This window comes from Deltaproteobacteria bacterium (assembly GCA_019308925.1).
Taxonomy (GTDB): domain Bacteria; phylum Desulfobacterota; class B13-G15; order B13-G15; family RBG-16-54-18; genus JAFDHG01.
This window is the reverse complement of record JAFDHG010000034.1, coordinates 17,619-40,187: the sequence shown is the minus strand read 5'-3', so window position 1 is coordinate 40,187 and position 22,569 is coordinate 17,619. Positions and strand designations below refer to the sequence as shown.

The following is a 22,569-nucleotide window of genomic DNA, read 5'->3' as shown; positions in this document are numbered from 1 at the left end:
CCGAGGGTGAGCAGGAAGGGGAAAGCCCCGCCTTTAGAGCGGGGAAGGGGCAAGTATTCCCCGCCTGCGAACCCCGAAAGGGTCACCGCGAAAGCTCTGAAGCGAGGGGATAAGGGGTCCTCCTCCCCTGATAACTGAGGCATTACGGTTTAATTAGGATGAGACGGTACATGGTACCCCCCTTGGTCTTTCTCTTCAAGTTTAAAGCCAATGAAGGCTTTCATTGCCCTTCAATAAAACCAAAATAATTTGACAATTTGGAAAAATTGTGGGAAAATTTTGTAGCGAAAAGGGAGGCTGAAAGGAATATTCTCGCTCTTGAAAAATCAAAGAATATGGTACCATTGTTATTGTGAAGTATCAGAGAAGGGGGGATTTTATGAGGCAATATAAGATTGTAGCAGAGTCTGCAATCCGTTTTCATGTTGAGACCTTTGGCAAAAAGGTCTTTTCTTTTCGTCCCCTGTAAAATTCCTTTGTAATATAAAGGAAGAAACTCCTTGATGGCTTCCTTTCTTGGTGAAAAAGAGGGAAAGGATATAGCTATTGTCTGGAGAGAATACAAAGATAATTGGAGCGAGGATGAGTTTAAAGGAGATAAGGAATTTATCATCAAAGAACTTTCACCCCGTGAGATAGGAGAAGATATCTCACGGGGTAAACCCTGGGCATCTCATATTGTCTATGTAAATGGGCAGAGTGTTTTGACTCCGAAACTTGGCAAACACACAGCAGAAATACTTTATATTGAGCCAGAATTTAAAAAACTTGCAGAAAAGGCTTTCAAGGATAGATTTGAAACAGACTTGGAAGATTTTATTAAAAGAGAGGTGGGAAAATGAGGAATTTCTCAATCAAAACAATATCCGATGCGGATATACTCGAAGGATTGTTGGAGAAGATAGTGGAGCAGATAAAAACCTGTTCCAAAGCAGTAGCAGTATTTCTCTTTGGTTCTTATGCAAAAGATACAGAAAAACCATTATCTGATGTGGACATAGCAGTAATTCTGAAGAATCCTGATCCTGAAGCAGAGGCTGAAATCGGAAGCCTATATTCCCAAGAAATTGATGTTGTGCTCTTCCACCGTCTTCCAGTTCATATCCAGTTTGAAGTCTTAAAATATGGAAGAGAGATCTTCAGTAGAGATGAGGAATATCTCTTTGAGAAAAAATTGGAAGTTTTGAGGAATTACTTGGAGACTTCATGGATTTACCAAAGAATAGCATCAGAGGTGTTAAGATGAAGCTTTTGGAAAACATTCTTAGATTTGAGAACCACTTTGAGAATGCAAAAAAATTGACTGAGAAAGATATTGCGGATTATCTTGTATATAACACACTTGCCATGGAATGTTTTCAGGCTGTGAATGCGCTTATTGAAATTGGGGAATACATAGTCACCAAGAAGCGATTTGGCTTTCCGTCAACTTACAGGGAAATATTTGAGCTGCTTCATCGAAACCAGATGATGGTGGATGAAATATTCAATGCTACAAAAAGGCTGATGTTTTTAAGAAATCTGATAGCTCACGAATACTATAAAATTAAAGAGGATGAACTTGCGGAGATAGTTAAATTGTTAGATATTGTAAAAGATTTTGTTCAAAAAGCTAAGGAGGTAGAGAAATGAAACCCTTTTCAACTATAGCCATACCTCACAGAGACATACTTGAGGGCAAACCCACCATGGATGTCTTTGCCGCTCTAGCCCCCTTTTGGCGGTGGAAAAACTCATTTTTTAATTATTATCAGCGTGTTTGCGGGACACTTCGCTTACTCAAATACGCTTATCTTCCGCAGGAATGAAAGCAAGCTTTCCTTGCAGCGAACTTCGCTTACCCGCCCCGATGCCACGGCGTCTTGTTCTTATTAGTAGAGGAGAAAAAACAAAGAGGTGTTTGAGATGGATAAAGTTAGAAAAACACTGATTGCAGTCCTTACGAGCCATGACAGTGTCAGAAAAAATAACGAGTTGGCTTGCCTATTCGAGGAACTTTACAATAACAACAAGAAAAGGTTGAGCGAGTTTCACTTTTTCTTCACTGGAGGCACTTTCAGTCGTTTAGTGCTCGGAAAGGATACAGAGGTTCCGCCCAGACGAGACCTAAAACCTATAAGAAAAGACGTAAGCAACTTTATAAAATCCAATGCAACAGTTCTGCCTGATCGAAAGAAGGGTGGTGTAACGATTTTGGCTAACCTAATTGTACAACGTCAATGTAGTATTATTTGGCCTTTTTTGAGCCCGATTACAGTACACTGGCTCAACCCGGAGCATCTTGCCATGATGCGGCTTTGTGATCTATGGAATGCTAAGCGATTAATGAATGCTGAATCTGTAAGGGCTTGGTTTCGTGACGAGGCCAAAAGGGACATTAGACGAAACCCTCAAGAAATACCGTTGAAGATAGCTTTGGGCACCCCTGAGGCAGATAACCCTTGGCCTGAGGCAGAACTTGAATATAACAAGAAATATTACAAAGTTAGATCACCAAAACGTGAGAGGCACTCTGAAGAGTTTTGGACCACGCAGTTTGAAAAACAGACAATAGCATTGATTGCCCATGATGCGATGAAAAGCCGGATGGTTGATTTTGCTATTCAATATGAAAATGAGTTAAGTAAGTTCCGGTATATTTTAGCAACCGGAACCACAGGGCAAGATGTCGAAAACGCTTGTAAGAAGCTACGCGAACTCAATAAAGTCAGGAGGTGCCTATCTGGGATAAAAGGCGGGGATATTGAGATTGCGACAGAAATCCTGTTTGGTCGGTGCCATATTGTTGTCTTTTTCGTTGATCCGTTGCACCCACATGCACATACTGATGATATACGTGTAGTTTTTAGTGCTTGTATGGCTGAAATCGAGAATAATGATGTCCGAATGCTCACAAACGAAGTACAAGCAAGAGAATGGATAGAGGAAGCTGTTCGACGTCGCAGCATCTAACACAGCATAAAAGGTTCGTGCCTTACGGCACTCACCTGAATTTTTGCTTCGCAAAAACATCTTTTATGCTGGAACGTTAACATACATGCTGATAATTTATCAGGAAAGGAGGGATGAGTGATGCATGGAATCATGAGAAGGGGTGTTGTTGTTTTTGTCCTCATTTTGGCTTTCTCATTTTCCGCTTGTGCAGCAGATAAGCCAGGGCCACGCCTCATTACCGTTACTGGTGATGCCGAGGTCAGGGTTGCTCCTGATGAGGTCATTCTTACCTTCGGAGTGGAGACATGGGATAAAGATCTTGCCATAGCGAAAAGGCAAAATGACAAATGGGTACAGAAGGTCCTTGCTCTGGCCAAGAAGTACAAAATAGAACCAAAACATGTTCAGACAGACCACATCAGCATTGAACCACGGTATAAAGATGGGTATACACGCGAAAACTTCATCGGTTATTTTGTACGAAAGACAATCGTTTTTCGATTGAGAGATATCTCTAAGTTTGAAGATCTTCTCAGCAGTGCTCTCGAAGCCGGTGCCAACTATGTTCATGGAGTCCAGTTTCGGACTACAAAACTCCGCGAGTATCGTGACCAAGCACGTGCCCTTGCGATCAGGGCTGCCAAGGAAAAGGCAAAAGATTTGGCCAAGGAGCTTGGACAAAAGATAGGCAAGCCTCACACCATTCGTGAGGAACATTCTGGTTGGTGGCATTGGTATAATAGCTGGTGGGGGTCACGGTGGGGAGGTGGAAGGAGAATGGCCCAAAATGTAATGCAAAATGTCAGTGGAGGTCCTTTGGAAACCGGAAGTAGTATTGCCCTTGGTCAGATCAGTGTCAACGCAAGGGTCAGAGTAAGTTTTGAACTTAAATAGACACATAATTAGCACATCGGCTGATAGCTTTGGCGGCACTTCGCAAACGTGCAAAGCGTTAACTGACATTTTGGATTGCGATTCTTGACAATTGCAAAAGGAGGAATTATGAAGACACTTCGACTGATCGGCTCGCTGGCCTTCGTACTCGGGCTCTTCACTGCAATATTTGCCGGGATACCATGATACGTGATCGTTGCCGACGATCCAGTTGTACCTTGGTGGCTTAGGATAGCAGTTTTCTGCCTTCTAGGTGGTATCCTGCTGGTCCTGCTGATGGTGGCCATCGAACAGCGGTAAGGCAAGCCCTTGACTATCGGAGCACATTACGCGCTGTAGGGGTTTGCATCATCGGCTGGATCATTCAAGCGTTAATCCTTGTGTTATTGTTTTCGATTTTTGGGGGTTTCGGAAAGCCGGTCTGATGCCTTTTCGTGAGCCGATTATGCGGAATTTTTTGCTTCGCAAAACCGTCGCCTTAACCCTGCTGTTTGCCCTCAAAATTTTATGTTAAAATGGATAAAGATAATCAAAGGACCGAAAATTATAGCCAGAAAAAATAAGAGGAGGTCTTGAAGGTGAAAAAGATGATCATAAACTTTTTCCTTATCTCCTTGGTCTTTACCTCTATCCCCCTTAACCTTTCATTTGGTCAGGCGAAGAACCTCTCTGTGAACCCAGAGGTGACAGTCAAGATAAGGGCCTTTGATCGGGAGTTCTTCAATGCATTTGACGTCTACTCGGCAGGGGTTGAGGAGGCCCCCACAGCGCTCCTTTTTGATCCCAAAGACGACTACCACCTTCCATGCAGGTTCTGGGAATCACCCCTCAGCGAGGAGGAGATTATATACGCCATCAGGCGTCTGGAGGATCAATACATCGATCGCACCTGGGGGCTTGCCTTTGAGCCGCGGGCCCTCAATATCGTCAACTATAAGGGGGAGGTCCTGGGGTACATCTATACGAGCATGAGCGTCATCCTGATGGATCGCAAAAAGGATGGTCAGGTAACTGTATTTCTCCCCATGCTCCAGCAATTGGATGGAGATGGAGACGAAAGGGAAACAGGCGGCAAGCCATAAGGGATTACAGGCGTCCATGAAGCGGGTCTTGGTCACTGGTGGGGCTGGTTTTATTGGTTCGCACCTCTGCCAGCGCCTCCTGCGGGAGGGGGATGGAGTTGTCTGCCTGGACAATTTCGACCCTTTTTACGACCCGGCGATAAAGAGAAGGAATATAGAGGAGATCAACTCAACCAAAGGGGACGGGGAATTTCAGTTGGTGGAGGGTGATATCAGGGACAAGGGGTTTCTGGAGGATCTGTTCAGGAGATCATCCTTTGATCTGATAATCCACCTGGCGGCCAGGGCGGGGGTGAGGCCCTCTATCCAGCATCCCATCCTCTATGAGGAGGTAAACGTCAAGGGGACGCTGAATCTCCTGGAGGTCTGTCGGGATTCCGGCGTCTTGAACCTCATCTTCGGTTCCTCCTCATCCGTCTATGGCAGAAACCGCAAGGTCCCCTTTTCCGAGGATGATAGATTGGAGGCGATGATCTCCCCTTATGCCGTGACAAAGAGGGCAGGGGAACTCTTCTGTTACGCCTACCATTGCCTCTTTGGGCTGAACGTCTTCTGTCTGAGGTTCTTCACTGTATATGGCCCCTGCCAGCGCCCTGAGATGGTCATCCACAAGTTCACCCGCCTCATCCACCAGGGGGAGAGAATCCCTGTTTACGGTGATGGTACATCGCGCCGGGATTATACCTACATCGATGATATCATTGAAGGGGTGATGGGGGCGGTGAGAAACCTGCGGGGCTATGACATCTTTAACCTGGGGGAATCCTTCACCGTCCCCTTGCGGGAGCTCATCTCCCTCTTGGAAGATGCCTTGGGCAAGGAGGCCGAGGTTGAGGAGTTACCCGAACAGCCCGGGGATGTCCCCATCACCTATGCCGATATCTCCAAGGCCCGACGCCTCCTGGGCTATGATCCCCAGGTGGGTATAGAGGAGGGGATTGAGAGGTTCGTGCGTTGGTTTAGGGATAGAGGCGGAGAGGGATCGCCTTAAAAGTTCCTATACCTGTTGGTTATGGGGAGGCGCCTGTCTTTGCCCAGGGCCCGGGGGGTGATCTTGATCCCCGGCGGGGCCTGCCGCCTTTTATATTCGTTGCGGTCCACCTTTTCGATGACATCCCTGACCACCTCTTTGGAAAAGCCAAGGCCCACTACGTCATCTGCCCCTTTGTCCTCCTCCACATAGGCCTGGAGGATGGGGTCCAATATGTTATAGGGAGGCAAGGTGTCGGTATCCTTCTGGTTGGGGCGCAGTTCAGCCGAGGGCTCCTTCTGGATGATGCGGGCAGGGATGACCTCCTTGTCCTCCTTCTTGTTCTTATAGCCCGCCAACTGAGAGACCAAGGTCTTGGGACAATCCTTTATCACTGCGAATCCCCCGGCCATATCTCCGTAGAGGGTGCAGTAGCCCGTGCTGAGCTCACTCTTGTTGCCGGTGGTCAGGACCAATGAGCCGAATCTGTTGGAGAGGGCCATGAGGATGTTTCCCCTGATCCTGGCCTGGATGTTTTCTTCCGTGGCATCCTCCTTCACCCCTTGAAAGTGGGGCCTTAAGGTCTCCAGATAGGAGTCAAAGATGGAGGAGATGGGGATCCTCAGCAACTTTATCTTCAGGTTATCGGCCAGCCTCTGGGCATCATCCAGGCTCTCCTTGGCGGTATAGAGGGAGGGCATGGCCACACCTGTGACATTATCTCTTTCCAGGGCATCGACGGCTATAGCGGCCACCAACGAGGAGTCTATCCCCCCGCTGAGTCCAATAAGCACCTCATGGAAGCCATTTTTCTGGACATAATCGCGGGTCCCCAACACCAAGGCCCGATAGACCTCCCCCAAGTTATCGTACTGGATCGGTTGGTGTTTTTCGAGGGCTGGAAGGGGATCTACCTCTTTTTTCAGCTCGGTCAGGCTCAAAGTCTTCAAGGTGATGTGGTCTGAGGGGAAGGTGAGCTTTTCCTTTCTCCTGCGGGGATCATGTAGCCTGGTCATGAAGACCATGTCCACGTCTAAATTGGCTACCAGAAAGTCCTCCTCCAAAGAATGGGCCTGGGCGATCAATTCTCCCCTTTGATCGACGATCATGCTGTTGCCGTCGAAGACCAGTTCATCTTGCCCCCCCACCATATTGACATATGCGATGACTGCCGTATTATCCATGGCCCGGGTGGAGATCATCTGTTGGCGGAACCCCCTTTTGCCAGCGTAGAAGGGGGAGGCAGAGATGTTTACCACGATCTCGGCGTCGCCGACCAAGGTCTCGGTCTTCAGGGGGTCACCGGCGTGCCATATATCCTCGCATATACTCACGCCTACCTTCACCCCCTTTAGTTCAAAGATCAGCGCCTCTTTCCCCGCCTGAAAATAGCGGTCCTCATCGAAGACGCCGTAATTGGGCAGAGAGACCTTGTGATAGATATCCACCAGTTCCCCATCGTGGATCAGGGCCGCGGCATTATAGATGTCGTCCGTTTTGTTTATAAAGCCCACCAAGACAGTGAGCCCCCTGGCGGTCTCCACTATCTTGCGCAGGACCTCTAGGTTTTGCTGGACAAATCTGGGCATGAGGAGGAGGTCCTCAGGGGGGTAGCCCGTGATGGCCAGTTCAGGAAAGGCGAGCAGATCCACCCCCATCTCTCTGGCCCTTTGGATCCCCTCTACTATCTTCTGAGCGTTTCCCTCTAGATCCCCCAATGTGGTGTTGATCTGGGCCAAGGCGATCCTTATGGTTCTCATACCCTCTCCTTCCACCCGCATATTTTTTGTATAAAATAACACAGCATCGATCATAATGTCAAGAGAATATGGCACATCTGTATCCTTGACAAAGGTGGAACTAGAAATTATTTTTTTTATTAAAGGTGAGAGCAAAGTGCCTATCTACGAGTATCAATGCACCAATTGTGGTCGGGAATTTGAGGTGATGCAGAAGATCACGGACGAACCACTACAAGAATGCAAATACTGTTCGGGGAAATTACAACGAGTCATCTCCCTCACCAATTTTCAATTGAAGGGGAGTGGCTGGTACGCCACAGATTATAAGGACAAAAAGGGCAAGAGAGAAAAAACAGCGCAAAAGAGTGAGGGGGAAAAGGACAAGAAACCCGAGGACAAAGATTAAGCCCTAGTTTACCGTGAAACTCATTCACGGTAAAATTGGGCTTTTAGGCGAGGATTTTTTAAGGTATTTCCTTTTTTTTGTGGGAAGGATTTAAGGGGTTTGTCTTTCACTAGAACCCTGGGCCCCTAGACCCCTGGAACCATATGATTTGACCCCCCGAATCCTAGAATCCTGTATTTTTCATGGGCGGGGATGAGGCAAACCCTCATGCGGGTTTGCCTATTGCCTTCCTATATTCCTTCCATAGGGCGTCTTTTTTTAGGCCGTGGTCGATAAAGTCCCAGGGGAGGATCTCCTCTTTTCTTTTTTTTCTATATACCCAAAAATCAGGGTTGATATAAGAATCTTTGAAGACAGAGGGCCAGTTCCCCTTGGCCTGAAGGGCGAGCAGAAGGAGCTCCCCCACCCTCCTATCCCCCATGGAAAGGAGGGTCTGGACATATCCCCATTTTGGCAGTTCGTGCAGCACGTGTAGGTGGGGGATTTTTTGGAGGCCCTTTTTGATGACCCTGATCTTTTCCTTTATGCTCTTTACCTCCTCGAATGGTTGCCACTGGAAGGGGGTCCATGCCTTGGGGATGAAAGGATTAATGCTGAGGGTGAGTTCCCCCACCCTCCTTCCTCCCTTTACCATTTGGTGTCTTATCCTCTTGGTCAGGGCGACGATCCCGTCTATATCCTCCCAGGTCTCAGTGGGCAGTCCGATAATGAAGTAGAGCTTTAGGTTGTTGATGCCGTGGCCAGCGAGGATCTCGACAGAACTGATGATCTCCTCCTCTGTGAACCCCTTCTCCAGCACTTTCCGCAACCTCTCAGAGCCCGTCTCAGGGGCTATGGCCACGGTTCGATGCCCACTGAGGACTAGGAGATTGGCCAGTTTGTCCGTTATGGCGTCGGCCCTGATGGAGGCGATTGATATCCTTCCCCCTTTTTCTACAATGTCTTCGCAAAGCTCTGTAAACCGGGGATGGTCCGCCAGGGCAGATCCCACCAGGCCTATCCTCCTTCCCCTTTGCAATCCCAGATCGGCCTCCCTAATCAGGGTATCCATACCTCTGTTGCGAAAGGGGAAGTAAAGGGACCTGGCAGCGCAGAACCGGCAGCTCCTGGGACAACCCCTGTTTACCTCCAGGAGGAACATCTCCTTGAATTCCGTCAGGGGGGTCAGGATGGCTGAGTGGGATGGGTAGCGGCTAGGGTCTGTGATCCATCTCCTCCTTACCCTCTCCGGGGCCTTGCCCTTTAGTGGGAAAAATTCTCCAATAAAACCATGTTGATCGTATATCGCCTGATAGAGGGTCGGGACATATACCCCCTCTGTCCCTGCTACCCCTTCCAGAAAGCCCTTCTTGCCACCCCTGCCCCCTCCTTGGAAGGCCTTTAAGAAATCGATCAAGGTCTCCTCTCCTTCCCCGATGAAGAAGAGGTCCACAAAGGGGGCTAGGGGCTCGGGGTTGAGGGAGACCGCCGCCCCTCCAGCCACGATCAGGGGGACCCTTTCATCCCTGTCCTGGGCCTTCAGCGGAATCTTGGCCAGTTGGAGGATGGATAACAAATGTAGGAAGTCATTCTCAAAGGGCAAGGAAAAGGCGATGATCTGGAATTGGGAAAGCGGCTTGCCGGACTCTAAAGAAATAAGGGGTCTGTTGCTCCTAGAATATTCCCCCCATTCCTTCCTTTCCGGAAGGAAGGCCCGCTCACAAACTACCTCTGGCAGGGAGTTTAGGTGTCGATAAAGGAGCTGGAATCCCAGATTGGACATCCCCACATGATAGTAGTTGGGGAAAATGAGGCAGATAGGGATCTTTCCCTCCCATTTCTTGATGATGGTCCCCTCTTCCTTCGCTAGGAGATGCCTATGACTGAGGACAATTCTCTTTGTCACGAGATATTAGTTTGAAGTTATGAGATCTCTTTTAGATCCATAGTCCCTTTGAGCCTGACTTCAGGGGGTAAAACCCCCTGAAACCCCCAAGAGGTTTTCCCTATTGGAACCTGGGAGCGAAGCCCTCAAGAGATGTGCCTATGGCACATCTAATCCGCCTGTTTCCGCATAAAGGTGGGGATGTCGTATCTCTCTTCCTCTTCGGGAAAGGGTTCCTCGGCCTTGTGGAAGCGGAAACCAGAGAATTCATCTATGACCTTTCCCCTCCTTAGGAAGGTTGGGATCTCCATGTCCTCCATAGACTCACCAGGGATCACTTTCAGACTGCGGAGCCTCTCCCTCTTTTTCTCCTCTTCGCCGAGGCCGGTGGCGATCACCGTTACCCTGATCTCATCCTTCATCCTTTCATCTACTACCGCCCCAAAGATGATGTTTGCCTCCTCATGGGTCTCTTTTTGGATGAGGGTGGAGGCCTCGCTTACCTCATGGAGGGTTAGGTCCGCCCCCCCAGTGATGTTGATCAAGACCCCCTTCGCCCCATGGATGGAGATGTCCTCCAACAAGGGGCTGGATATGGCCTTCTGTGCCGCCTCCATGGCGCGGTTTTCTCCCGATGTAACCCCCATGCCCATGATGGCCATTCCCATCTCCGACATCGCGGTCTTGACATCGGCGAAGTCGAGATTGATCAATCCGGGGACTATGACGAGGTCTGAGATCCCCTTGGCCGCCTGGTAGAGGACCTCGTCCGCCTTCCTAAAGGCCTCAAGCAAGGGCATGCTCTTGCCACTGATGGCGAGTAACCGCTGGTTGGGGATGGTGATGAGGGTGTCGGCAAATCCTTTTAACTCATACCACCCCTCCTCCGCCTGGCGATGCCTCTTGCGCCCCTCGAAAAGGAAGGGTTTGGTGACGATGGCCACACTCAAGGCCCCCAATTCCTTGGCGATGTTGGCCACAATAGGGGCCCCTCCAGTACCTGTCCCCCCTCCCAACCCGGCGGTGATAAAGACCATGTCCGCTCCTCCCAAGGCCTCTTTGATCTGGTCCACGCTCTCCATGGTGGCCCTCCTGCCGATCTCGGGGTCAGCACCTGCGCCTCTGCCCCCTGTAAGCCTCTCCCCCAGTTGGATCTTCAGGGGGGCCTGGCAGACCTTCAGGGCTTGGGCATCGGTGTTGGCGCAGATGAAATCGACCCCCTCTAATTCAAGATCGATCATGGTGTTTACCGCATTACAGCCACCTCCACCAATACCTATTACCTTTATCCTTGCCCCCAATTTTTGGTTTTCCTCTAGCTCAAACATCTCTAAGACCTCCTTTATAAATCCCCTTGCAGGGAAATCGTTGGCCATTTCCTCCAGTTCGATCATCTCCAGTCTCCTTTGTCTAGAAAAACTCCTTAAACCAACCCTTCATCCTACGGGTGACCTTATCAAAGATATTCTCCTCACCAGGTGAGAAACCCTCACCTATGCGTCCCCTCTTCCCATATAAGACGAGCCCTACTGCGGTAGTGTAGATGGGATTCTTGACAATGTCCGTAAGCCCCCCCACATCCCTGGGATAGCCCCTGCGTACGGGGAGGCTGAAGATCTGTTCCGCCAGCTCCGTCACCCCTTCCAGGAGGGCAGATCCTCCGGTGAGGACAATTCCTGAGGCGATGAGGTTTTCATATCCAGAGGTGATGACCTCCCTCTGCACCAAGGATAAGGTCTCTTCCACCCGGGGTTCTATAATCTCCGCTAGGGTCTGTCTGGAGATGACCCTAGCCTTCCTTTCGCCCACAGCAGGGACCTCCACCTTTTCCTCCTTTCCCACGAGAGAGATCAGGGCACATCCGTGTTTTTTCTTGATCTTCTCCGCCTCTTCGATGGGGGTCCTGAGGCCAATGGCGATGTCGCCGGTGATATGGTCGCCGGCCAGAGACATGACCGATGTATGTTTTATGCTTCCTTGGTGGAAGATGGCGATGTCAGTGGTCCCACCTCCGATGTCCACCAGTGCCACACCCAGCTCCTCTTCCTCAGGGGTGAGGGCCGCTTCACTGGAGCCCAGTTGCTGTAAGATGATGTCGTTGACCTCCAACCCTGCCCTGTTGGCGCACTTGATGATGTTTTGCGCCGAGGTGACTGCCCCTGTGACGATATGGACTTTGACTTCCAACCTGACCCCGCTCATCCCTAGGGGGTCCTTGATCCCATTTTGGCCGTCTACGATGTACTCTTGGGGCAAAATATGGATAACCTCCCGGTCCATGGGGATGGCGATGGCACTGGCGGCATCGATGACCCTTCTGATGTCCCCTTCGGTCACCTCACGGCTCTTTACTGCGACGATCCCATGGCTGTTAAACCCCTTGATATGTCCCCCAGCAATCCCGGTATAGACAGATGTGATCTCACAACCGGCCATCAGTTCCGCTTCCTCTACTGCCCTCCTTATCGATTGCACCGTGCTCTCGATATTGACCACCACCCCTTTCCTGAGACCATGCGATGGATGCGTACCTATCCCGATGACATCTACACCCTTGCCAGAAGGTACACCCACGATGGCGCAGATCTTGGTCGTCCCGATGTCCAACCCCACGATGAACTCTTCCTTTCTACTCATCCTCTCACCCCCTTTCCGCCAGCCCGACCACGATGCGGTCGTTGCACTCACACAGTATATATTTCACAGGGAGGTGTCTCGTTATCATCCTCTTCCAGACCTCCTCCAATCTCCTTAGCTTGAGTCCTATGTCCCCCCGACCTAGATTGATCATCACCCCCCTTTTCGCCGTAAAGATGGTCAACTCGCCGATCTCATTCAGATGGATCTCGGATACTCCCTCCTGGGTGAGATGAGGGTAGTTTCGCACCTCCCTTAAAAACCCCAAGGCCTCCTGGATCAACTCTTCCCCTTCACCCTTCTTCCACCCCTGATCCTCCCATCCGGTCAGGACAGGGTAGTCTAAGGTCTCACCAGGGGAGGGCTCCTTAAAGGGGGTGCCATCCTCATCCACGTACCAAAGCCTCCCTATGTGGATCAAGGCCGCTGGCCTCCTCTCCACTATTCGCAACGACAACTTGTCCGGCAGGATCCTGCGCACCTCGCAGGACCTGACCCATGGAAGAGATTCTACCCTTTGGGCTATCTCCTTGAGATCGAGTTTGAGGATAGGGGCTTGGGGTGGAATAGAGGCGGCATCCAAGATCTGCTGGCGGTCCATGCGCTGGCATTCCCTCACCTCGATCTTCTCCACCCATAGAGGGGGGGTAAGCAGCAGCCGAGAACCCCTTTCCAAACCCCAGAGGGAGCCGATGAGGGCAACCCCTATCCCCCAGATTAACAACTTTCCCCCTCCTTTCATCTCTCTCCTGCCTCGATCTTCAAAGAGGCCTCCTCCAAAATGATCTGCACCAGTTGGGGAAAGGATATCCCATTGTGGGCCGCCGCCTTGGGCACAAGGCTGGTCTCTGTCATCCCTGGCAAGGTGTTGACCTCTGTAATAAAGACCTCTCCTCCTTCACTCAGGAAGAGATCCACCCTGGCACAGCCGCTACATCCCAGGACATGATAGGCCTTCAGGCTTACTCTTTGTACCTCCTGTTGCTCTTGCTCGGCGATCCTAGCGGGGATTATGTATTCCGTTATCCCAGGGGTGTATTTCGCTTGGTAGTCATAGAAACCGTCTTTGGGGGCGATCTCGACGACCGGGAGGGGCTCCCCTTTGAGGATCCCTACAGTGAGCTCCTTTCCCACTATGAACCGCTCGATGAGGATCTGTTGATCATAGCGTCTTGCGCGGCGCAGGGCCTCCTCCAACCCCTTTTTGTCCTCCGCTATAGTTACCCCAATGGTCGACCCCTCCGAGGCCGGTTTGACTACCCAGGGATGAGGGAAGGGTAATTCCTCTGGTTCCTCCTCCTGAGGGGTGACGAACTCCGGGGTGGGGATACCATGATAGAGGAAGATCTCTTTGGCCTTGATCTTGTTCATGGCCAAGGCACTGGCCAACACCCCGGATCCGGTGTAGGGGATCCGCAACAGTTCGAGGAGCCCCTGAACAGTTCCATCCTCACCCCAACGGCCGTGCAGGGCGATGAAGGCCACATCTATACCCTCCTCCAGGAGGCGTTTTACGATATCGAAGGAGACCTCAATCCCCACCGTGTTATATCCCTGTTTTTGCAGGGCATTAAGTACCGCTGTGCCGGTCTTCAAAGATATCTCCCGCTCATGAGAGACCCCCCCCATCAACACTCCGATGCGTTTATCCCACCACACCCGGTTCACCTATGATCACCACCTCCAATTCAAGCCTTACTCCCCTTTCTCGATATACCCTCTCCTTTATCAAATCGATCAACCTCAAAACATCCCGTGCCCGGGCTGCCCCCAGGTTGACGATGAAGTTTGCGTGCATGGGAGAGACCATTGCATCCCCCAGGCGGAATCCCTTTAATCCCACCCCTTCGATCAACTTCCCAGCCGATATCCCCTGGGGATTTTTAAAGATCGAACCGGCGCTGGGGAGGGAGAGGGGCTGAGTTCCCCTCCTCCTTCGCAGGAAGTCCTCCATTTCTTCCATGATCTCTTCCCTTTTTCCCATTTGCAGGGAGAATTCCCCCTGGAGGATTATGTCTTCTGGGGACAGGCCGACACTTCTGTAACCAAAACTTACTTCCCATCTTTTCAGCCGCCTGATCTGCCCCAGATGGTCCATTACCATCAGGGAGGATATTAGATCCCCCATCTCCACACCACCGCTGCCGGCGTTCATCCTTATCCCTCCCCCTACTGTACCAGGGATACCGGCCAAAGGCTCTAGATTGCTGAGGGCGTTCTCCGCACAAAAATGGAGCAGTTGAGAAAGTCCCACCCCACCCTCTGCCGTGATCTTTGCCCCCTCCTTTTTTATCTCTGTGAACCCTTGGGAGAGGCTTATCAGGGGTTCTCGCACCTCGCTGTCCGATACCAGTAGGTTGGTCCCGTTGCCGAGCAGTAGGTATCTTACCCCTTCTCGTTGAAAGAGGGTTATCAACACCTGCAGGTCCTCCAGATCTCGGGGGAAGAGGATGAGGTCCGCTGGTCCCCCAATCCTGAAGGAAGTGATCTCTCTCATGGGGACCTGTCGTCGGACATCCCCCCTGAACCCCTCTTTTCTGATCCTCTCCTCCAGGACTCCGTTGGTCATTTAGACCTCTTCCTCAAGGTCTCCACTATGGTCTCTGATACCTCCCAGACGTTCCCCGCCCCCAAGGTGATGACGATATCTCCAGGTCCCAAGACCTGCAGGACCTCTTCAGCCAACATCTCTCTATCGGGGATGTAATGGACCTTCGTATGACCTTCTTTCCTAATTCCTTCAAAGAGGACCTCGGCACTCACCCCTGGGATAGGGTCCTCTCCCGCCGGGTAGATGTCCGTGATGAAGACGATGTCGGCCTGCGGGAAGCAGCAGAGGAAGTCACCGAAGAGATCCCTTGTCCTGGTATATCTGTGGGGTTGGAAAACGGCCACAATCCGCCTCTTGCCCAGTGCCTTTGCCGCCGCCAAGGTGGCCCTGATCTCTACGGGATGATGGGCATAGTCGTCTATGACCGTGATCCCGGCATATTCCCCCTTTAGTTGAAACCTCCTCTGGATCCCTGGAAAGCCTTCTAAGGCCTCTTGAATGATGGGGAATTCTATCTCTAACTCTACCCCACAGGCAATGGCAGCCAAGGTATTATATACGTTGTGGATCCCGGGCATCCTGAGCATCACCTTTCCCAGGGGTCGATCCTGCCAGTAGGCATGGAAGTCGATCCCCCATCCGCGGGCGGCAATCCCCTCCCCCCGCAGGTTGGCCTCACGGCTGAGGCCATAGGTAATATACCTCTTTTCCACATAAGGGATCAGGGCCTGGATGTTTTCGTGGTCGAGACAAAGTATGGAACTCCCATAAAAGGGGATCTTGTTGACGAATTCCAAGAAGGTCCTCTTGAGGTGCTCTATGTCACCATAGTAGTCCAGGTGTTCAGGATCTATATTGGTGACGATGGCGATGGTGGGGGACAACTTGAGGAAGGTGCCGTCGCTTTCATCGGCCTCAGCCACCAGAAATTCCCCCTCCCCGAGCTTGGCGTTGCTCCCCAAGCTGTTTAGCCTCCCCCCAATCACCATGGTGGGGTCCAACCCTCCATGGGCCAAAACGGTGGCTATCATGGAGGTGGTGGTGGTTTTGCCGTGTGTACCAGCCACGGCGATGCCGTACTTCATCCTCATCAACTCCGCCAACATCTCGGCGCGCGGGATCACGGGGATCATTTTCGCCTTTGCCTCCTGAACCTCTGGGTTGTCCCCTTTGATGGCCGAGGAGATCACCACCACATCGGCCCCTTCCACATTCTCCCTACGATGGGTATAGACTATCCTGGACCCCAACTGACTCAGACGCCTTGTGATCTCCGTCTGCCTCAAATCCGATCCCGTTATCCTGTAGCCGAGGTTGAGGAGGACCTCAGCTATCCCACTCATCCCTATCCCACCAATCCCCACGAGGTGCACCTGGTGGATCTTCCTCCTGTACACTGTTTCCCCTTAGTTCAGGCCCAGCAACCAGTAGCACTCATCCACGATCAGGGCCGCAGCTTCAGGTCGCCCCAAGGCAGCAGCCCGCCTCTCCATCTCCTCCAATTCCCTTCGGCTATGATAAAGGGAGAGGATCTCCAGGGCCAGCCTCTCCCCTGCAAGATCATCTTCCAAGATCATCCTCCCTGCACCCTCCTTCACTAAGGCCTGGGCGTTTTTGCGCTGATGATCGTCAGTGGCATAGGGGTAGGGTATCAAGAGGGAGGCCCTCCCCCACACACATAGCTCGGCCAAGGTGGTGGCCCCGGCCCTACAGACCACCAGGTGGGCCTTCCGATAACAAGCGGCCATCTCCTCGATAAAGGGGCGGACAGAGGCATTAAATCCCCTCCCCTCATATTCCTTTTTCACCCATAGCTGGTCCCCTTCTCCGGTTTGATGGATGATGCTCAGATACCCTTTGATTTTCTCCAAAAATTTCAAGCTATCTATCATTGCCCTGTTGACGGTGCTGGCCCCTTGGCTGCCCCCAAGGATGAGGAGGGTGAAGCCCTTTCCCTCTCTTTTCTCCCCCCTCCCCTTTAGGACCCCTCTGCGCAGGGGATTCCCCGTCACCCTCACCTTCTCAGGGGGAAAGAACCTTGCCCCCTCCGCCCAGGAGAGAAATACCCGCTGGGAGAACTTTGAGGCCACCCGGTTAGTAAACCCAGGGTGGACATTTTGTTCCTGGATCACCCTCTTTATCCCAAGCAGGTAGGCGGCGAGCAGCACAGGTCCAGATGAGTATCCCCCCAGACCGATGACCAATTGGGGTGAGATCCTGCGCAAAAGCCCTATGGACCACAATATCCCCCACAAAAGGGTGGCAAGCCCAGCGGTCTTCCCCCACCAACCCCTCCCCTTCAAGGGGGCAGAGGGAACAGTCCTGAGTTCAAACCCCCATTTGGGCAGGATCTTCCTCTCTAATCCTCTCTCTGTCCCGATGAAGACAACCTCCCACCCCTCCTTCTTACGGACAAACTCCTCAGCCAGGGCTATGCCAGGGAAAAGGTGCCCTCCTGTGCCCCCTCCGGTGATGACCACCTTCGCCTTCATTCCCTCCCCCCTTTGGCCGAGATGTTCAACAATATCCCTATTCCCAAGAGGTTCACCACCAAGGAGGTCCCCCCATAGCTGATAAAGGGGAGGGTGAGACCTTTGGTGGGCAAAAGCCCCAGCACCACTCCCATATTGATAATCACCTGCAGGGCGATCATGGAGGTGATCCCCATGGCCAGATGGGCGCCAAAGGTATCCCCTGCCCTGAGGGCGATCTTTACACCTCGCCAGATCAGGAGGGCAAAGAGGATGATGATGCCCATTATCCCGAAAAAGCCCACTTCCTCCCCCAAGATGGCGAAGATGAAATCGGTATGGGCAGCGGGGAGAAAGAAAAGCTTCTGCCTTCCATCCCCGAGCCCCACCCCCCACAACCCTCCCGAACCTAAGGCCACAAAGGACTGAATGATCTGGAATCCCATACCTTGCACGTCCTCCCAGGGGTGAAGGAAGGCCATGATCCTGCGATGGCTGTACTGGAAGTGGGTAATAAAGAAGTACAGCCCCGGGGCGGCGAACAAGGGGGCTGTTAAAAGGTAAGAAAGCTTCGTCCCCCCTATGAAGAGTAGGACCATGGTCAATATCCCCATGAAGATGGCCGTGCCCATGTCTGGTTCCATGACCACCAAGAGGATCATTATCCCGGAGATGACGATGACGGGGAGAAATCCCAGGAAGAACTTTTTGATCTTGTCCTCCTTTTTGGCCAGTGAATAGGCAACAAAGATTACCAAGGCCAGCTTCCCCAGCTCAGATGGTTGAAAGGTAAACCAGGGGGTCCTCAGCCACCTTCTCGCTAAGCCCACCTTGAGGCCTAAACCGAATTCGGGGATCAAGACCAGGACCAAAAGGAGGATGTTAAGGGCAAGGATGGGATAGGTCCACACACTTAGTTTCCGATAATCGATCTGCATGGCCGTCAGCATGGCTAGCAGGCCGAGCAGCGAGAAGAGGACCTGCCTTTTCAAGAAGTTGAAACCATCGTGATAGGTGATCTCCGCCACTACGGCGCTGGAGCTATAGACCATTATCCATCCAATAGCCAACAATGTCAGGACAATAAAGATGAGGGTATGGTCATATCTCTTTTTCATCCCCATTTCCTTGCTAAGCCAAGGACGATCTCCTTAAAGGTCCTACCTCTCTCCCTATAGTCCTGGAACATGTCAAAACTGGAGCATGCTGGTGAGAGCAGGACCACATCTCCCTCGCGGGTCATCTCACAGGCCAACCCCACCCCTTCCTCCATCTCTTTCGCCAGATAGGTGGGAACCAAGCCCCCTAAGGCCTTCTCCATCCGCTCCTTCGCCTCACCCATAAGTATCAAGGCCTTCACCCTCTCTTTTATGGCCCCCCTCAATGGGGAGTAGTCCCCCCCTTTATCCCTCCCACCTGCCAGCAGTATGATCGGTCGCTCAAAGCTCATCAGGGCCCTAAGGGTGGAAGTTACATTGGTGGCCTTTGAGTCGTTGTAGAAACTCACCCCCCTCCATTCCCCCACCAGCTCAAGGCGATGTTCGAGGCCTGCGAAGGACTCCAGGGATTCCTGTATTGCCTCCCGTGGTACACCGCATATCTTGACCGCCCCAATGGCAGCCATGATGTTCTCGACATTGTGCATCCCCATGATCTTCAAGCGTTCCAGGGAGAACCTTTCCTCGTCCCTTTCCCCTTTATAGATGAGGACCCCCTCGGCCTCCAACCATACCCCCTTTCCCCCTGCCCCCCTTATGCCAAAGGGGAGCAATTGAGCACTTATCTGAGGCATAAGGATTCTCACGGCTGCATCATCATTGTTGACCACCGCCCAGTCTCCTGGCCCTTGATTGAGGAAGATCTTCCTTTTGGCCTCTGCATAAGAGGAGAAGGTGGGGTGGCGGTCAAGATGGTCTTCGCCCAGGTTGAGCAGGAGGGCAATCCATGGCCTGAATGAACATATCGCCTCCAGTTGGAAGCTGCTGATCTCAGCGACGATGTAGTCCGCCTCCCCCCTTTGCAGGAGATACTCCGACAAGGGTGTCCCGATATTACCCCCTACAAATACCTTTTTCCCCCAGTGGGAGAGGATATGGCCAATGAGGGAGGTGGTGGTACTTTTCCCATTGGTCCCTGTGACCGCTATCAGCGGTGGGCGCAGATACCAAGAGGCGAGCTCAATCTCACTCACGATGGGGATCCCCTTTAACCTCGCCCCCTCCAAAGGGGGAATGGATGGATCCACCCCAGGGCTGAGGATGATCAAATCTCCTCTGAGAAAGGTCTGCGGGGAGTGTCCTGCCAACTCCACCTCCACCCCCAAGGAGCGAAGTCTATAGGGGGAGGCCCCCAATTCGTCCTCGGTCTTCATCTCGGTCACGATGACCTCTGCCCCTATCTTGGAGACAAACTCCGCTGCCGCCATACCTGTCCTGGCCATCCCCGCCACCACTACCCTCTTTCCCCTGAGCCCTTTTTTAAGGTCCTCTATCTTCGTCTTGGCCTTCATCTCAACTTTAAGGTGCTTATGGCCATAAGCCCCAGGATGATGGCAACTATCCAGAAGCGCACGATGATCTTTGGTTCGGCCCACCCCTTTAATTCGAAGTGATGGTGGAGGGGGGCCATCATGAAGACCCGTTTCCTTTTGAGTTTGAAGACCCCTACCTGGATGATCACCGAGAGGGCCTCGATGACGAATATCCCTCCCACGATGGCCAATAAGATCTCCTGCTTGGAGATGACGGCCACCATCCCCAAGGCCCCCCCCAGGGAAAGGGACCCTATGTCCCCCATAAAGACCTGAGCGGGATAGGCATTGAACCATAAGAACCCCAATCCCGCCCCCACAATGGCCCCACAGAATATACTCAGTTCCCCGCACCCGCGGACAAAGGGGATCTGGAGGTAGTGAGCGAACTCATGGTGTCCTGCCAGATAGGTGAACAGCGCAAAGGTGCCTGCCGTGATCATTACTGGTCCCATCGCCAATCCATCCAGTCCGTCGGTGAGGTTTACGGCATTGGAGGTTCCCACAAGGACAAGGATGATGAGGAGGAGATAAAGAACACCCAAATCGGGACGGAGATTTTTAAAGAAGGGAAAGGTCAATTGGGGGACAAAGTCTGGAAAGGTAAACATGATGCCCCCACACACCAAGGCGATGGCGGCTTGAAAGGCCATCTTCCATCGGCCGGAGACCCCTTTCCCACCCTTTACCTTTTTATAGTCGTCCATGAACCCGAGCAGGCCAAAGGTGGCGGTGGTGAACAGGATCAGCCATACATAGGGGTTTTTCAGGTTACTCCACAACAAGGTGGATCCGATAACGGCAATGATGATCAGGCCCCCTCCCATGGTCGGGGTCCCCTCCTTCTCCTGGTGCCTGGAGGGGACATCTTCCCTCACCCTCTGCCCGACATGGAGTTCCCTGAGCTTCTTGATGAGCCATGGCCCCAGGACGAGGCTGATAAGGAGGGAGGTGATGGTGGCCGAGATAGTCCGGAAGGAGATGTACTTCAGGACATTGAAGATGATATGCGTGGTATAAAGGGGGTAAAGGAGGTGATAGATCATAATTTTTCCCTCAGGCCTTCAATGACTCTTTCCATCTTCATTATTCGCGAACCCTTGATTAACACCCAATCCCCGTCCCTCAAGGACCGGGCGAGATGATGACTCAGGTCTTGGTGGTCTTTACCTATAAAGATGGCTTTGGGGTCCATCCCCGCCTCCGTCGCCCCTTGGGCCACATAAGGGGCGAACTCCCCCAGGAGAAAGAGGAGTTCTACCCCCTTTCCTTTCACCCAGCTGCCGGTCTCCCTATGTGCCTGCTGTGCGTATTCTCCCAACTCCCACATGTCCCCAAGGACAGCGATCTTTCTCCCCCCCTTTACTTCCTCTAGGGTGCACAGGGCGTACTCCATTGATTTGGGGTTGGCGTTATAAACGTCGTTGATGATCTTTATGCCCTGCCCCATAATGATCAGTTCCATCCTCATGGGCGGGGGTTGGAACGTCTCTAATCCCCTTTTGGTCTTCTCCAGTTCCACCCCCAGGTGAGAGACAGTTGCAGATGCTGCCAGTGCATTGTATACCTGGTGCCTTCCCATGAGCCTTAAGGAGATGGAGGTCTTCCCCATGGGTCCGTTTAACTGGAAAAAGACCCCTCCGTCTCCCCTCCTGCTTATATCGGTCGCCACCCAGTCAGCGGGGTTCTTTATCCCAAAGGATGTCTTGTCTCCCCTGAACCCCTTGCTTAACTCCATCACCCTGGGATCATCGGCATTGAGTATGAGTCTCCCCCTTTGTCCCATGACCTCTAGGAGCTCTCCTTTGGCCTCCATCACCCCTCTTAGAGACCCCAATCCCTCCAAATGGACAGGGCTGATGTTGGTCAATATCCCCAAATCAGGTTTTGCTATTTGGGCCAGCCTTCGTATCTCCCCTTTACGGTTCATCCCCATCTCCAGGACCGCCACTTGGTCCTGGGAGTTCATTTTCAACAAGGAGAGGGGGAGCCCAATGAGGTTGTTAAAATTTCCTGGATTCTTTAATACCTTGTAGCTTTTCCCCAGGATCCAGGCCAACATCTCTTTCGTGGTGGTCTTGCCATTGCTCCCTGTAATGGCCACGAGGGGAATTGGGTGTCTTCTCCGCCAAAAGTCGGCCAAATCCCCCAGTGCCTGGAGGGTATCCGGCACCTTTATCACAGGGATGGTCTCTTCCAGGATCCCTTGGATCTGCCTCTCCACCACCACCCCCCTTCCCCCCCTCTTTACTGCCTCAGAAATAAATTGATGCCCGTCGAATTTCTCCCCTTTCAGTGCGAAGAAGAGTTCCCCCGGTTTGATGGATCTGGAGTCGGTACAGACACCGGCAAAGGAGGTGTGTAGGCCCCCCTGTACCAGGACTCCTTTGCTGGCCTCCAAGATCGCCTTCACTGAGAGCATGTCGTCCTCCAAAGGGGTCAGGTCTTGCTTTTTGCTATCTTTATGTTAAACCTCGCTAACACTTTT

Annotated in this window: 21 protein-coding genes; 8 read left to right on the top strand and 13 right to left on the bottom strand. The window is 52.0% G+C overall.

Translation table 11 applies throughout. From position 1 onward, the window contains the following. Positions 1-503: 503 nt before the first annotated feature. From JRI46_07015 to JRI46_06985, 7 genes are all read left to right on the top strand, one after another. A complete protein-coding gene (locus JRI46_07015; GenBank protein MBW2039332.1) occupies positions 504-842 on the top strand; it encodes a hypothetical protein in 339 nt (112 codons plus the stop codon). Then, the gene (locus JRI46_07010; GenBank protein ID MBW2039331.1) at positions 839-1,246 is read left to right on the top strand and encodes a nucleotidyltransferase domain-containing protein; all 408 of its coding nucleotides are present in this window, start codon (positions 839-841) and stop codon (positions 1,244-1,246) included. Before JRI46_07015 ends, JRI46_07010 begins: the two co-directional genes overlap by 4 nt. After that, positions 1,207-1,632: a DUF86 domain-containing protein gene (locus JRI46_07005; GenBank protein ID MBW2039330.1), complete on the top strand. Its 426-nt coding sequence runs from the start codon at positions 1,207-1,209 to the stop codon at positions 1,630-1,632. The genes JRI46_07010 and JRI46_07005 overlap by 40 nt, the downstream gene beginning before the upstream one ends. Before the next feature lie 273 nt (positions 1,633-1,905). Continuing rightward, positions 1,906-2,952, top strand: a complete 1,047-nt coding sequence (locus JRI46_07000; protein MBW2039329.1) for a methylglyoxal synthase — start codon at positions 1,906-1,908, stop codon at positions 2,950-2,952. A 120-nt stretch (positions 2,953-3,072) separates the two neighbouring features. Further along, positions 3,073-3,828, top strand: a complete 756-nt coding sequence (locus JRI46_06995) for an SIMPL domain-containing protein (protein MBW2039328.1) — start codon at positions 3,073-3,075, stop codon at positions 3,826-3,828. 578 nt (positions 3,829-4,406) lie between these two features. Next, the gene (locus tag JRI46_06990) at positions 4,407-4,910 is read left to right on the top strand and encodes a hypothetical protein (protein ID MBW2039327.1); all 504 of its coding nucleotides are present in this window, start codon (positions 4,407-4,409) and stop codon (positions 4,908-4,910) included. 16 nt (positions 4,911-4,926) lie between these two features. Beyond that, the gene (locus JRI46_06985) at positions 4,927-5,901 is read left to right on the top strand and encodes a GDP-mannose 4,6-dehydratase (protein ID MBW2039326.1); all 975 of its coding nucleotides are present in this window, start codon (positions 4,927-4,929) and stop codon (positions 5,899-5,901) included. On the opposite strand, the gene JRI46_06980 is transcribed toward JRI46_06985, so the two are convergent. Next, complete coding sequence (locus JRI46_06980; GenBank protein ID MBW2039325.1) at positions 5,898-7,640, bottom strand: NAD+ synthase; 1,743 nt, start codon at positions 7,638-7,640, stop codon at positions 5,898-5,900. The two genes, JRI46_06985 and JRI46_06980, sit on opposite strands and share 4 nt — an antisense overlap. Before the next feature lie 136 nt (positions 7,641-7,776). On the opposite strand from JRI46_06980, the gene JRI46_06975 reads away from it, so the two are divergent. Further along, on the top strand, positions 7,777-8,028 hold the full coding sequence (locus tag JRI46_06975; protein MBW2039324.1) for a zinc ribbon domain-containing protein: 252 nt from the start codon (positions 7,777-7,779) through the stop codon (positions 8,026-8,028). A gap of 205 nt (positions 8,029-8,233) precedes the next feature. Here the strand turns inward: JRI46_06975 and JRI46_06970 are convergent, their stop codons facing one another. From JRI46_06970 to JRI46_06915, 12 genes are all read right to left on the bottom strand, one after another. Then, positions 8,234-9,913: a radical SAM protein gene (locus tag JRI46_06970; GenBank protein MBW2039323.1), complete on the bottom strand. Its 1,680-nt coding sequence runs from the start codon at positions 9,911-9,913 to the stop codon at positions 8,234-8,236. Between the two features lie 149 nt (positions 9,914-10,062). Then, positions 10,063-11,220: a cell division protein FtsZ gene (ftsZ, locus tag JRI46_06965; protein ID MBW2039322.1), complete on the bottom strand. Its 1,158-nt coding sequence runs from the start codon at positions 11,218-11,220 to the stop codon at positions 10,063-10,065. A gap of 82 nt (positions 11,221-11,302) precedes the next feature. Further along, entirely contained in the window at positions 11,303-12,529 is a 1,227-nt protein-coding gene (gene ftsA, locus JRI46_06960) for a cell division protein FtsA (protein MBW2039321.1), read from the bottom strand. A gap of 4 nt (positions 12,530-12,533) precedes the next feature. Then, entirely contained in the window at positions 12,534-13,271 is a 738-nt protein-coding gene (locus JRI46_06955) for an FtsQ-type POTRA domain-containing protein (GenBank protein ID MBW2039320.1), read from the bottom strand. Then, positions 13,268-14,188 carry a D-alanine--D-alanine ligase gene (locus JRI46_06950; protein ID MBW2039319.1) on the bottom strand — a complete coding sequence of 307 codons (921 nt, stop codon included), beginning with the start codon at positions 14,186-14,188 and terminating at the stop codon, positions 13,268-13,270. Before JRI46_06950 ends, JRI46_06955 begins: the two co-directional genes overlap by 4 nt. After that, positions 14,175-15,098, bottom strand: coding sequence for a UDP-N-acetylmuramate dehydrogenase (gene murB, locus JRI46_06945; protein MBW2039318.1), 924 nt, complete (start codon positions 15,096-15,098; stop codon positions 14,175-14,177). The genes JRI46_06950 and murB overlap by 14 nt, the downstream gene beginning before the upstream one ends. Next, positions 15,095-16,423, bottom strand: a complete 1,329-nt coding sequence (locus JRI46_06940) for a UDP-N-acetylmuramate--L-alanine ligase (protein MBW2039317.1) — start codon at positions 16,421-16,423, stop codon at positions 15,095-15,097. Before JRI46_06940 ends, murB begins: the two co-directional genes overlap by 4 nt. 63 nt (positions 16,424-16,486) lie before the next feature. Next, positions 16,487-17,572 (bottom strand): undecaprenyldiphospho-muramoylpentapeptide beta-N-acetylglucosaminyltransferase, encoded by a 1,086-nt coding sequence (gene murG, locus JRI46_06935; GenBank protein ID MBW2039316.1) that lies wholly within the window; start codon positions 17,570-17,572, stop codon positions 16,487-16,489. After that, on the bottom strand, positions 17,569-18,675 hold the full coding sequence (gene ftsW, locus JRI46_06930) for a putative lipid II flippase FtsW (GenBank protein MBW2039315.1): 1,107 nt from the start codon (positions 18,673-18,675) through the stop codon (positions 17,569-17,571). The genes murG and ftsW overlap by 4 nt, the downstream gene beginning before the upstream one ends. Next, complete coding sequence (gene murD / locus JRI46_06925; GenBank protein MBW2039314.1) at positions 18,666-20,060, bottom strand: UDP-N-acetylmuramoyl-L-alanine--D-glutamate ligase; 1,395 nt, start codon at positions 20,058-20,060, stop codon at positions 18,666-18,668. The genes ftsW and murD overlap by 10 nt, the downstream gene beginning before the upstream one ends. Beyond that, a complete protein-coding gene (locus tag JRI46_06920) occupies positions 20,057-21,127 on the bottom strand; it encodes a phospho-N-acetylmuramoyl-pentapeptide-transferase (protein MBW2039313.1) in 1,071 nt (356 codons plus the stop codon). The genes murD and JRI46_06920 overlap by 4 nt, the downstream gene beginning before the upstream one ends. Then, entirely contained in the window at positions 21,124-22,503 is a 1,380-nt protein-coding gene (locus JRI46_06915) for a UDP-N-acetylmuramoyl-tripeptide--D-alanyl-D-alanine ligase (GenBank protein ID MBW2039312.1), read from the bottom strand. The genes JRI46_06920 and JRI46_06915 overlap by 4 nt, the downstream gene beginning before the upstream one ends. Positions 22,504-22,569 lie beyond the last annotated feature (66 nt).

Bases quoted from the DNA above. Each gene is read 5' to 3' on its own strand.
- JRI46_07015 (MBW2039332.1), top strand. From the start codon at position 504: ATGGCTTCCTTTCTTGGTGAAAAAGAGGGAAAGGATATAGCTATTGTC.
- JRI46_07010 (MBW2039331.1), top strand. From the start codon at position 839: ATGAGGAATTTCTCAATCAAAACAATATCCGATGCGGATATACTCGAA.
- JRI46_07005 (MBW2039330.1), top strand. From the start codon at position 1,207: ATGGATTTACCAAAGAATAGCATCAGAGGTGTTAAGATGAAGCTTTTG.
- JRI46_07000 (MBW2039329.1), top strand. From the start codon at position 1,906: ATGGATAAAGTTAGAAAAACACTGATTGCAGTCCTTACGAGCCATGAC.
- JRI46_06995 (MBW2039328.1), top strand. From the start codon at position 3,073: ATGCATGGAATCATGAGAAGGGGTGTTGTTGTTTTTGTCCTCATTTTG.
- JRI46_06985 (MBW2039326.1), top strand. From the start codon at position 4,927: ATGAAGCGGGTCTTGGTCACTGGTGGGGCTGGTTTTATTGGTTCGCAC.
- JRI46_06980 (MBW2039325.1), bottom strand. From the start codon at position 7,640: ATGAGAACCATAAGGATCGCCTTGGCCCAGATCAACACCACATTGGGG.
- ftsZ (MBW2039322.1), bottom strand. From the start codon at position 11,220: ATGTTTGAGCTAGAGGAAAACCAAAAATTGGGGGCAAGGATAAAGGTA.
- ftsA (MBW2039321.1), bottom strand. From the start codon at position 12,529: ATGAGTAGAAAGGAAGAGTTCATCGTGGGGTTGGACATCGGGACGACC.
- JRI46_06955 (MBW2039320.1), bottom strand. From the start codon at position 13,271: ATGAAAGGAGGGGGAAAGTTGTTAATCTGGGGGATAGGGGTTGCCCTC.
- murB (MBW2039318.1), bottom strand. From the start codon at position 15,098: ATGACCAACGGAGTCCTGGAGGAGAGGATCAGAAAAGAGGGGTTCAGG.
- JRI46_06940 (MBW2039317.1), bottom strand. From the start codon at position 16,423: ATGAGTGGGATAGCTGAGGTCCTCCTCAACCTCGGCTACAGGATAACG.
- murG (MBW2039316.1), bottom strand. From the start codon at position 17,572: ATGAAGGCGAAGGTGGTCATCACCGGAGGGGGCACAGGAGGGCACCTT.
- ftsW (MBW2039315.1), bottom strand. From the start codon at position 18,675: ATGGGGATGAAAAAGAGATATGACCATACCCTCATCTTTATTGTCCTG.
- murD (MBW2039314.1), bottom strand. From the start codon at position 20,060: ATGAAGGCCAAGACGAAGATAGAGGACCTTAAAAAAGGGCTCAGGGGA.
- JRI46_06920 (MBW2039313.1), bottom strand. From the start codon at position 21,127: ATGATCTATCACCTCCTTTACCCCCTTTATACCACGCATATCATCTTC.
- JRI46_06915 (MBW2039312.1), bottom strand. From the start codon at position 22,503: ATGCTCTCAGTGAAGGCGATCTTGGAGGCCAGCAAAGGAGTCCTGGTA.